The sequence below is a fragment of the Clostridium sp. CTA-19 genome, from assembly GCF_054767855.1.
This window is the reverse complement of record NZ_BAAABH010000054.1, coordinates 1-13,051: the sequence shown is the minus strand read 5'-3', so window position 1 is coordinate 13,051 and position 13,051 is coordinate 1. Positions and strand designations below refer to the sequence as shown.

General features: G+C 26.3%; 5 protein-coding genes. All 5 read left to right on the top strand.

The window, feature by feature from the left end:
- A partial coding sequence (locus ACYUE0_RS17090; protein WP_460271783.1) for an RpnC/YadD family protein occupies positions 1 to 957 on the top strand: 957 nt, incomplete at its 5' end.
- 1,762 nt (positions 958 to 2,719) lie between these two features.
- Positions 2,720 to 7,975, top strand: coding sequence for a cell wall-binding repeat-containing protein (locus tag ACYUE0_RS17085; RefSeq protein ID WP_460271781.1), 5,256 nt, complete (start codon positions 2,720 to 2,722; stop codon positions 7,973 to 7,975).
- A gap of 589 nt (positions 7,976 to 8,564) precedes the next feature.
- A complete protein-coding gene (locus ACYUE0_RS17080; RefSeq protein ID WP_460271779.1) occupies positions 8,565 to 9,194 on the top strand; it encodes a hypothetical protein in 630 nt (209 codons plus the stop codon).
- Between the two features lie 179 nt (positions 9,195 to 9,373).
- Positions 9,374 to 10,078, top strand: coding sequence for a hypothetical protein (locus tag ACYUE0_RS17075; RefSeq protein WP_460271777.1), 705 nt, complete (start codon positions 9,374 to 9,376; stop codon positions 10,076 to 10,078).
- 259 nt (positions 10,079 to 10,337) lie between these two features.
- Positions 10,338 to 12,665, top strand: a complete 2,328-nt coding sequence (locus ACYUE0_RS17070) for a cell wall-binding repeat-containing protein (protein WP_460271775.1) — start codon at positions 10,338 to 10,340, stop codon at positions 12,663 to 12,665.
- The last annotated feature ends 386 nt before the right edge of the window (positions 12,666 to 13,051 follow it).

Below are 13,051 nucleotides of genomic sequence, written 5' to 3'. Positions count from 1 at the left end.
TTAAAATACTTATTTTCAACATCAGAAAAGGTATTAATTAAATTATTAAATGGAGTATTTAATGAAAACTTTAATGTTGATGAAGTGAAAATTTCTGTAAGTAATAATGAGTTTGTGGATAGTGACCTAAACATAATTAGAGGTGATGTGTTTTTTAACATGTTAAACCAAGATGACAGTAAAGTGAACTACCATATAGAATTTCAAACTAAAAATGATAATACAATGGTTATTAGGATGTTTGAATATGGATTTAACAAAGGAAAAGAAGATTTAAATACAAACAATCAAAATAAGAATACTAAACATGATATAAAAACAATATATTTTCCAAGACAAAGGGTAATATTCTTTGAAGAAAATAGAGAAATAGAAGACATACTAAAATTAAGAATAATTTTCTCTGATAATCAAAAAATAATATATACAGTGCCAGTAATGAAATATTGGGAGTACACTGATGAAGAACTTATAGAGAAGAAGATGTACCCATTACTACCACTACAATTATTTAATCTAAGAAAAGAGTTAGACAAAGCACAAAGAAAAAATGATATAAATAGAATAAAAGAACTATCACTACAGGCAAGAGGAATAGCATCAAAAATAGCTAAAGAATCACAAGAATTGTTGCAAGAAAATGAGATATTACATCAAGATTTTCATAAAATGTTACTTGCAATACAAAACCTAATTGAATATTTAAATAGAAATTACTTTAAAGATGAAAGAATAGAAGAAGAGGTGATTACAATGACAAAAACATTATATGATCCAGAAGTTGAAAAAAAGGGAATAGAAAAAGGAATAGAAAAAGGAATAGAAAAAGGAATAGAAAAGGGTATGGAAAAAGCAATAGGGTTAATGTTGAAAAAAGGTATGGATGCTGAAACCATAGCTGAAACATTAGAAGTAAGTTTAGATGAAGTTAATAAAGTAAAAGATAAAAAACAATAATAAAAAAGCCAATCTCTAATAAGAGGTTGGCTTTTGTAATTGACAATGAACAACTTGAAAGAATTAACAATTGACATTTGACAATGATGGAGGAAACTGGAGTTTAGTTAGTTAAGAGTTAATAGTTAAAAGTTAAGAGTTCAGGATGAAACTGGGCTGCCAGTTTCTTTTGAATTAGAAGGAGTAAAATTTGAGTTTGGGAGATTAAACTAACTGAAGATATATTCAAGGTTCGCAGCCGTAACAAATGGGACAGGCACGAATGGTGTATACCCATAAAATAGAAAGTAGCTCTTACAATTTAATTACTGTAAATAAAAAAAGTTAGCCAGTCCCTTAAATAATTAAGAGTTAATAATTAATAGTTAAGAGTTCAGGATGAAACTGGATCACCAGTTTCTTTTTAATTTAAGGGAGTAAAATTTAAGCTGAAGATATAAAACAAACTAAAGATATATTCAAAGTTCACAGCCGTAACAAGAAGGACAGGTTCACTTAGGTTGTAGTACCATAAAAAACTCTAGTACTCAATAAAAAGGCTAGATAAAATAATTTACAGAGGAAAGAACCAGTACTTGAGCTGCAAAGCAGCGTACCAGTTAGGTACTGGTTCTTTATTTGTCTTATTATGGGAATACAGCAATTGTGGAATCTACAATTTAAACGAAGAAAGTAGCCACAAATGAACCTGTCCCTCTTGTGATGGAGGTAGAACTTGGAGGAATTGATTACTTAGATTTTGTTAACAGAACTAAATTTTAAAAATACGTTGAGAATTACTAGGAGCAAAGTGAGTAGTAATAACCAAAACTATTAATTATTCAATAGTAACTCTTAACTAAAAAATGTAATTTTTTTTAAGTTAATGTTTAGTTAAGATTACGGTTATTTGCTATTAAGATTTAGAAAATATAATTATATTAACAAAAGGAAAGGTTGAGTTAATTATGAAAAAAGCATCAAAGGCTACAATGGAAGTTTTAAAAGTATTATTTATAGGGGTATTGGTAGACGGAAGAAAGTTATTACATTAATATAAGGAAACATTACAAAGATGAAATTTAATTTTAATCCAAATAAATTTTTAGTTTAAAGCAAAGGGAATATAATTAAATCAACAAGAGGAAAGGTGGAGAGATGAATGAAAAAAGTAACAAAAATAGCAATGGAAATAGTAAGAGTAATGTTTATAGGGGTATTGGTAGATGGAAGAAAGTTAGCACAATAATTAAAATAACATAGTACAAAAAACTTTTAAGCTTAATGAAAATAAATATAATTAGATTAATAAAAGAAAGGTGGAAAATTAGTGAAAAAATTTTTAGATTTATCAATAGAAATTTTAAAAATACTATTTATAGGCATATTAGTTGATGGAAGAAAATTAATACAATAATAATAAAGAAAGTTGGATATAAGAAATATGATAATTGAGAATTACTTTATAACGTAAGGCTATTTAATCTAGAAAAGTTAGATTAGATAGTCTTTTTTTATTAGTAAAAATTATTTAATATATGAGCCTAAATAAAAACTTGAGAAATAATTTTCAAATTTTATTTATATTTAATTATATTTAAAAAAATTACATTTATAATATTAATTAACATATAATAAACAAAAAGTAATAAATGGAATTTACAATCATTTTAGTATGCACTATAATTCTAAATGTAGTAAATATTATTAAAATATTAAGTGAATTTTTTAATATATATAAAATGCTTATAAAAATAAAAGGGGAAATGGGAGAGGTTAAAAAATGAAAAGAAAATCAAAAATTATTTCTGCTCTTTTAATAGGGGCAAGTGTTACAGCGTTAGGAACGACAGTATTTGCTGTTGAATCTAATAAAACTATTAAAGAAAAAATACTAGCAGGAGAAACTAGATATGAATCAGCAGTAGCTGTAAGTAAAGAAGGTTGGGAAACTTCTGAAAATGCAATTTTAGTTAATTCTACAGCATTAGTAGATGCATTAGCTGCTACTCCATATGCAAAAATGAAAAATGCACCAATTTTATTAACGGAAAAAGATAATTTGACAGAAGCAACTAAGGAAGAATTAGTTAGACTGGGTGTTAACAATATAACTATAGTTGGTGGAAATAATGTAGTATCTAAAAATGTTGAAAAAACTTTAAGTGACATGGGAATTAAAGTTGAAAGATTATCAGGAAATGATAGATATGAGACTTCATTAAATGTTGCTAAGGTTTTAGATATAAAATCAGTAGCTATTGTAAATGGTATGGATGGAAGATTGGCAGATGCCATGAGTATTGCAGCTCCAGCCTCAGAAAATGATATGGCTATAGTATTATCTGATGGAAATAGCCTAAAAGGTGTAGAGAATTTTATAAAAGAAAATAAAACAAATGAAACATATGTAATTGGTGGACAATCTGTAATATCTAATAATATAGAAATATCATTAAATGCAAAAAGATTAGGTGGAGAAAATAGATTAGAAACTAATGCAAAGGTATTAAAAGAATTTTATGAATCTAAAGATATAAAGAACATATATCTTACAAAAGATGGTTCTATTCAAGAAAACCAATTAGTTGATGCTTTATCGGCAGGTCCATTAGCAGCAAAAGAAAGTTCTCCAGTTATGCTTATAGGTAATGAACTTAGCAAAGGTCAGAAGGAGTTTTTGAGCTCAAAACAAATTCAAACAATAATGCGAGTAGGGCATGGGATAAATCATAAAACTATAGAAGAAATCTATGATGTATTAAAAGTAGTTAGGGCAATAGATGTAACTACTTTAGATGAATTTAAAAAAGCCATTGCAAGAGCTGAAAATAAAGATTTAATAAGGTTTAAACCTAAAGAAAAAGTAACTGAAAATTATAAAATGAAAACAAATAAAGAAATTACTGTAGAGTTAAATGAAGCACATACTGGAAATATAACAATAGATATGCCTAATGGTGATGTTATAAATAACGGTGATTTACAAGGGAAAGTAATAATAGATGATATAAAAGATGGCACATTTTTAAATAAAGGTAAAGTAAAAGATATAACTGTAAACGATATAAATGGAGCAGCTATAGCTAATATAGAAAAAGGAAAAATATCTAAAATAACTGTTGGAGATAAAACAAAGCTTTCAGTATCAGGAAAAATATCAGAAGTTATTATAGATGGTAAAGAAGCAAATTTAAAATTAATTGAGAAGTCAGAAATAGAAAAATTAGAGATGAATGAAAACTCTAAAGGTTCTAAAATTGAAAACAATGGTAAAATTAAGACCGTAAAAATAGATAAAAATGTAACAGATATAAAAATTGATACAGAAAAAGGTAAGATAGATAAATTAGAAGGAAATAAAGATGTAATTTCAAGTGGAAAAAATAATGTAGGAACGATAACTTCACCAAGTAGTGGAGGTTCATCAGGAGGAAGCTCTGGTAGTGGAAGCAATTCTGATACAGAAGCACCAATAATAAAATTAAAAGGAAAATCAACTATAACAATAGAAAATGGAGGAGAATATAAAGAAGAAGGAGTAACGATTACAGATAATAAAGATAAAAATTTAAAAGCAGAAATAACATATACAAAAGATGGAGAAAAAGTAGAAAAAATAGATACAAAAATAGGGGGAACTTATAAAGTACATTATAACGTAAAAGATGCAGCAGGAAATAAAGCAAAAGAAGTAATAAGAACAGTAATAGTAAAAGAAGAAATAGATAAAAGTAGTTCAATAAGCGAAGCTCCACTTGAAGAAAATATAACAGTAATAAATAATAGCAATGGTTATAGTGTAGTAAAAATTACAGGTTTACATGAAGATGGAATTGTAAAAGTATATTCCTCATCTACAGATGATGAGTATATAGGATGGGAAAATATATATGATGAAGAAGCAGTAGTAGTTATAAGAAATGTTAAAAAACTAGACAAAGAAGGTGGTAAGATATATGTTACTGTAACTAGTAAAGATAAAAAGGAAAGTAGAAAAGTAGAAAAGGAATACATTTCAAAGGAGAAAACAAGTGATATTATAGTAAATGACATAATAAACACATCTAGTATAGTAGAACTTAGAGATGTAATGGAAAAATATGAAGGTCATTTGATATTTGATGACGTTAGAGGCTATTTATATGAAAATTATTTTAATTTAAAAAAAATTAAAAAGGACAGTTTAAAAACGATAGAAGATATACAAAATGAAATAATATATCCAGTAAACTTTGTATGGAACTTTGATTTTATAAGAGTATGGGATTCTAAAAATATTGATGAAATAGATTTTCGTAATGAGATAAAATATGGTTATACAAATAATGTGATAAAAAATGTTAATTTAGATAAGCACTTTGAAAATGGATATATGAAGGTATTATCAGAATTTGAAAATCCACATGAAGATAAAGAAAAGTTTAAAACAGTGGAAGGAATACAAAAGTTTATTATAGATGCAGGTGCAGCAAGATTTGTAACAGACGAAATAAATACATTGCCCGAACTAGATAATGTTAGTTTAGAAAATCAAGAAGAAATAATTGATGCTAGAGAATCTTTTGATGAATTATCGAAGGAGCAGAAAGACTTAGTAAATAAAGAAAGTGAAAAAAAGCTTAATAATTTAGAAAAAGAATTAGATGAGTTAAAAGGTAAAATTGAAGTAGATACAGAAGCACCAATAATAAGGTTAAAAGGAAAGTTAACTATAACAATAGAAAATGGAGGAACGTATAAAGAAGAGGGAGTAACAATTATAGATAATAAAGATAAAGATTTAAAAGTAGAAATAACATACACAAAAGATGGGGAAGAAGTAGAAAAAATAGATACAAAAATAGGGGGAATATATAAAGTACATTATAACGTAAAGGATGAAGCAGAAAATAAAGCAAAAGAGGTAATAAGAACTGTAATAGTAAGTGAAGAAACAATAAGTAGATCACCATTGGTGGAAAATATAACAGTAATTAATAATAGTGATGGTTGTGGTGTAGTAAAAGTTACTGGTTTACAGAGAAATGATACAGTGAAAATATACTTGTCAATTAAAGATGAGGCACCTATAGCAGTGACAAATGCGTATAATGACGAAGTAATTGTATCAGGTATTAATGGATTAGAAAAAGATGGAGGAAGAATATGTATTACATTAACAAGTAATGATAAAGAGGAAAGTGAAAGGATAGAAAAAGAATATATTTCGCAAGAAGATACAAGTAAAAATATATTCAATGAAATAATTCAAACATCTGATTTAAAACAATTTAAAAAAACAATGTATAAATATCGTGATGGAATTTATTGTATGAAAAAGTTTTTATATGAAGACTATTTTAATTTAAAAGAAATAAAAAAGAAAGATTTAAAAACAATAAAAGATATACAAGATAAAGTAATACATCCAGCAAATATTGTATGGGATTTTGATTTTTCAAGATCATGGGATTATGAGAATATTGATAAAAGAAAGTTTTATGAGGCTATAGAATATGGAAATGAAGTTAATATATTAAAGAATGTAAATTTAGATAAATATTTTGAAGATGGGTACAAGAAGGTAGTATTAGAATTTAAAAATCCACATGAAGACAGAAAAAAACTTGAAACAGTTGAAGGAATACAAAGATATATTATAGATGCAGGTGCAGCAAGATTTGGAACAGATAAAATAAACTCATTACCAGAATTAAATAATGTTAACTTAAAAGATGAAGAAGTAATAAATGATGCTAGAAAATCCTTTGATGAATTATCAAAGGAACAGCAAGAGTTAGTAAATGAAAAAAGTAAAAATAAACTTAATAGTTTAGAAAAAAAATTAGATGAGTTAAGAAATGGAATTACAGTAGATGAAGAGGCACCAATAATAAAATTAAAGGGAAATACAACTATAATAATAGAAAATGGAGCTGATTATAAAGAAGAAGGCGTAACAATTACAGATAATAAAGATAAAGATTTAAAAGCAGAAATAACATACACAAAAGATGAGAAAGAAATAGAAAAAATAGATACAGAAATAGCAGGAACTTATGAAGTACACTATAATGCAAAAGATGCAGCAGGAAATAAAGCAGAAGAAGTAATAAGAATAGTAATAGTAAGCGAAGAAACAATAAGCATACCACTACTTGCAGAGAATATAACAATAATAAATAATAGTAATGGTTGTGGTGTAATAAAAATTACTGGTCTAAAGAAAGATGATGTAGTAGAAATATATTCATCGTTTGATGATGAAAAATCTATAAACTCAATAATGGTGTATGATGAAGAAGAGGTAATTATAAAAGATTTTGAGCAATTAAAAAAAGAAGGAGGAAAAATATATTTTGCAGTAAGAAGTCATAATAAGAAGGAAAGTGAAAAAGTAGAAAAAGAGTATATTTCACAAGAAGAAACAAGTATAAATATATTCAATGAGGTAGTTAGTACATCTAATGTAAGAGAATTTGAAAAAATAATGTATAAATATTTTCATGGATTTTGTGATGTGAGGGACTTTTTAAGTGAAAACTATTTTAATTTAAAAGAAATCAAAAGTGAAAGTTTAAAAACAATAGAAGATATACAAAATGAAGTAATATATTCAGCAAATACTATAGAGCAATTTGATTCTTCAAAATTGTGGCACCCTAACAAGATTGATGAAGTAGGATTTCATGATGCAATAGAATATGGGGCTAAAATTAAAGTATTGAAAAATGTAAACTTAGGTAAATATTTTGAAAATGGATATATGAAGGTAGTATTAGATTTCAAAAATCTTATGGAAGATATGGAAAAAATAAAAACAGTTGAAGGAATACAAAGATATATTATAGATGAAGGTGCAGCAAGATTTGTAACAGATAAAATAAGTGTATTACCAGAATTAAGTGATGTTAACCTAAAAGATGAAGAAGTGATAATAAAGACTAAAGAATATTTTGATGAATTATCAAAGGAACAGCAAGAGTTGGTAAATGAAGAAAGTAAAGACAAGCTTGCTCAATTAGAAGAGAAGATAAATGAGTTAAAAGAAATATAGACTAAAGTTAAATATAGCAAAAGGCAATGATAGAGAAATCTATGATTGTCTTTTAATATTTTATTTAATCCAATTATAAAAATAATTGGTATATTTATCAATAGAGATTTTAAAAATATTATTTATAGGCATATTAGTTGATGGAAGAAAATTAATACAATAATAATAAAGAAAGTTGGATATAAGAAATATGATAATTGAAAATTACTTTATAACGTAAGGCTATTTAATCTAGAAAAGTTAGATTAGATAGTCTTTTTTTATGGAATTAATTTCACTTGTTTTACAACAAATTACAAAGAACTTTATTGTATTAAAGTCTTAAATTACAAAATAGTTACAGTTTTTAAAAAACTATGTACTATTTTACATATTAGCAGTACAATGATGTTGAAATTAATTTTAAGTGTACATTTAAAGAAGAATTTATTAAATTTATGTTTCATTTTGGAGCTTTTTAAATAAAAAACTCTAATATATTACAAAAAACATATAAAAGTAAAAAATAATTTAAAAACATAAAACAAATATATACTATTTTATACATTAATGTTAAAACAAGAATAGTTAATTTTGGAGGTATTATACAATGAATTTTAAAAAGGGTTTATTAATTTTAATGTGTACTTTAACATTGGTGGGATGTAGTTCTTCAAAGGAAGAAAATAAAAAAGAAGAAACTAAACCTAAAACTGAAAGTACTGAGAAAAAAGACGATAATAAAGTAAAAGAAGAAACTAAAAAGGAAGATGAAAAAAAGAATTCAGCTAGTGAAGATAAAGAAAACGTTTCACAAAAAGAAAATGTTGCAGTAGAAAATAAGCAACAACAAACAATACAAGAAGAAACAATAACAGAAGAAAAAACATCAAATGAAGATGTATCAAAACCTAAAAATGAACCAATAACAGAAGAAAGTGCAAAAGAACTTATAAGAGTTGCAGATTTAAGACTTGTAGGGCAAAACTTAAATAGTGGATATCTTATGGAGAAGGTAGAATATGATCCTAGTATGGGGTGGTGTGATATTTCAAAACATTGGGACATTCCACAAGAGGAATTTATGTATTTTATATTAAAAAGTGATACACATGCAGTAAGAAACTATGCTATTGGAATGAGTTCAAAGAATGTATATAGTATATCAACTCAAGGTTATACATCAGCATATTTTATGGAAAATGGGGAAATTGCAAAAGAATATAAATGGAAAGAATAGTTTTTTATTAAACGTTGTGTATTATTTTAGCTTAGTAAAAGTGTACTTAAATTTATAGAAAAGAAGGTAGTTAAAAAAATTATAAAATGTGAGCATGAATATTTTTATTATATTAAAAAATTAATTTATTTATATTAATCAAAAGATTATTTTGGATTTATTTCAGGAGGAATTATACTATGAATTTTAAAAAGATTATATCAATTTTACTTTGTGCTTTAACATTACTTGGATGTGCATATCCAACAAAAAATGCTAAAAATAAAGAAACTAATACTGTAACTATAAGTACGGAAAAGAGAAATGATACTAAGGTTAATGAAGAATTAAAGGTGGAAAGTAACACTAACAATAACAATACAGAAAAAACGAATATTAGTGTCTGTAATGACATCGAAGAAAATCAAGAAGAAATTCAAAAAGAAAACCAAATAGATGAAAATATAGTAGAGCAACCACAATATGAAGAAGAAATAGAGATAGTAAAAGAATCAGATGAAAATAAAGAGGAAAATAAAGAATCTCAAGTAGATGAAAAAATTGAAGAAAAAGAAGAATCTCAAAATCAAGTTATAACAGCAGATGAGGCAAGAGCGCTTTTAATAGCAAATGTAAATCTTGTTAAGAAGTTTTTAGAAGAAGGACATACTGTTGGAATAATAGAAGATAGTAATAATAACAATTGGAAAGAGATAGTAAAACATTGGGGAATACCAGAGGAAGATTTTATCTGTTTTGCTGCACCACAAGATTTAGAATGGTCAATGGTATATGCAGTAGGTTTAAGTTCAGGAAATGTATATGAACTACCAAATCAAGGCTATGTTCCAGCATATCTTATGCAAAATAATAATAGAGTTCAACAATATAACTGGATAGAATAATTATTAAAACAACATCTTAAATATTTAAGGTGTTGTTTTAATTTTAATAATATTTAAAAGTTATCTTAATTTAGTAGGAATTTATAAATTTGTTCAATTGTCTTGAGAATAAAAAGCTTTTAGTAATAAGTTAAAACTTAATTTTTAATTTTTGTAAGGTGTTATATTGTTATAGTGTAAAATTTTAGTATAAATTTACGATATAATAATTAGGTTATTGTGAATTTAAAATACTTATTATATAAAGGGGAAAGATTTTATGATATTAAAAAGTAAAAGGTTATTAAGTTTTTGCATTGCAGGTATGTTATCTTTAACTACTATTCCTGTTTTAGCTGTAGATAATGAGGGTGAAGTTATAAGATTAGCAGGAGAAAATAGAATAGAAACTTCAATTAAAGTAGCAGAAGAATTTTATAAAAATAATTCTTTAAATATAAATAAAGCTATTCTAGCACCAGCTGCTGATAAAAATTTAGTTGATTCTTTAACAGTGGCACCACTGGGTTATGAATTAAAGGCACCTATTCTTTTAAATGATTTAAAAGATAAAGTTAATAGTGAAATTTTAAAAGAGTTAAAAAGTAGAAATGTAAAAAAAGTATATATACCAACAGGAGAGTCTAATATTTCTCATAAAGTTGAATTAGAACTTTTATTAAATGGCATATTAACTGTAAGGTTAGGGGGCGGAGATAGATACGAAACAGCATTAAATATATTAGAAGAATATAAAAGTTTAAATGGTGATTGTAAAAATGTTTGTTTGGTATCAGGAAGTGCTATACCAGATGCACTTTCTATAGCACCAATAGCATCTAAAAATTCTATGCCAATAATTTTAGCAGAGGATAAATACAATGTTTCATCACAATTAAAAAGTGTCACTTACGATGCAGAAAAGGTTTATGCTATTGGTGGAGAAACTTTATTGTCAGAAAGCTTAATAAAGAGTGTAAAAGCAGAAAGAATATTTGGAAAAGATAGATATGAAACCAATGGTGAAGTTATTAAAAAGTTTTATTCTAGTGATTTAGAAAGTCTTTATATAGCTAATGGAAATAATAATCATTTAGTAGATTCGTTAACGGCATCAGTATTGGCTGGAGATACTAATGGACCGATAGTTTTGACTAACAATGAGATTACTAAAAAAACATTAAATATTTTACAAGAAAAAGTAACAGATACAACTAAAATAATCGCTTTAGGTGGCGAAAAATTTGTATCAAATGAATTAATTAAGAATATAAAATCAAAAGAAATTCCTAATACAGATAGTGAAGATGTTAAATGGGCAAAAGAAAATTTAACATTAGGCGATTTGTCCAATGTAACAGATAATTTGAATTTACCTATAGAAGGTGAAAAAGATGTAAGTATAAAGTGGACAAGTAGTAATAATACAGTTATAAGTAGTGAAGGCAAAGTAAGAAGACCAATATTAAAAGATGTTACTGTAAAATTAACAGCAGTTTTAAGTAAAGGGGAAGTTTCCGATGTAAAAGAATTTTATGCTACTGTGAAGAAAAAAAGTATTACTGGAGATGAAACAGTAGTTATAAATTCACAAGCGGAATATAAAGCTGCATTGAAAACAGCACTAGAAAAGTTTGATACTAATTTAATTGTAAAGATAAGTAATTATAATGATAATGATTATAATTTAAAAAAGATAAATGAGATTCTTATTGAAAATCCAGATATAAACTATGGATATACAGGTGCAGAAGCAAATATTTTCGGTGGTATGAATAGCTCAGAAAGAATTTTAAATATAAATTTTAAGTATTCTTTAGATAAAGAAACTATGGATATGGAAAAAGCAGCAGTAAAAATTAAAGTTAATGATATTATAAAAAATATTATAACTGATGATATGAGTAGTGCAGAAAAAGAATTAGCTATACATGATTATATAGTAGAAAATGCTGAATATGACGTGGAAAATTATGAACAGGGAATATATGTTCCAGAAGATCATAATTCATATGGAGTTTTAATTGATGGAATAGGGGTTTGTGAAAGTTATGCAAAGGCAATGCATGAACTATTAACAGCTGTAGGAATAGAGTGTAAGTATGTTACAGGAAATCTAGAAGGTAATGTTGGACATGCTTGGAACATGGTTAAGTTAGATGATGGACAGTGGTATAATGTTGATGCTACTTGGGATGACCCTACTTACACAAATTCTAGTGATAGAATGTTAAAGGTTTCCCATAGATATTTTAATTTAGATGATACAAAGTTTAATGAAGACCATATAAGAGGAGAATATGAGCAAAGCTTTCCAGCTGCTAATGGAACAAAATATTCTGCTGAAAACATGAATGTTTTAGAAACAGATATTAATGGGAATGAATTTGTAAGGGTTTATAGTAAAGAAGAATTAGATGAAATAATAAAAAACTCTCTTTTAAATAAAGATGATGTATTAAATTTGAATATTTCACAACTTGGTATGACAGTGAATGAAGTATCACAACAAGTTTTTGAAGTAGCTAAGAAATATAATATAGATTTAAAAGGATATACTTTACGTGTTTTAGAAGAAGAATATGTTTCATATAAATATCAGTGGTAAAAAACACTAAGCTGTTGTCTAGATGTTAGACAGTGATGGAGGAAACTGGAGTTTAGATAGTTAAGAGTTAATAGTTAACAGTAAAAAGTTAAGGATGAAACTGGACTTTGGTCCAGTTTCTTTTTAATTTAAGAGAGTAAAATTTAAGCTGAAGATATAAAATTAGACAAAGCTAAATTCAAGGCTCACAGCTGTAACAAATTATATAATTGACATTTGACAATGGACAATTGACAACTCATAGGCCCCCATGGAAAAGTAGACTCATAATTCGAATGGAACTATACTAGGATTAATGAATGGAGGGGTGCATTATGAGTGGGAATTTTATTAGAAAATATACTGAAGAAGAAAGAGTGAAAATTGTAGAAGAGGCTTTAGAATGT

Bases quoted from the DNA above. Each gene is read 5' to 3' on its own strand.
- ACYUE0_RS17085 (WP_460271781.1), top strand. From the start codon at position 2,720: ATGAAAAGAAAATCAAAAATTATTTCTGCTCTTTTAATAGGGGCAAGT.
- ACYUE0_RS17080 (WP_460271779.1), top strand. From the start codon at position 8,565: ATGAATTTTAAAAAGGGTTTATTAATTTTAATGTGTACTTTAACATTG.
- ACYUE0_RS17075 (WP_460271777.1), top strand. From the start codon at position 9,374: ATGAATTTTAAAAAGATTATATCAATTTTACTTTGTGCTTTAACATTA.
- ACYUE0_RS17070 (WP_460271775.1), top strand. From the start codon at position 10,338: ATGATATTAAAAAGTAAAAGGTTATTAAGTTTTTGCATTGCAGGTATG.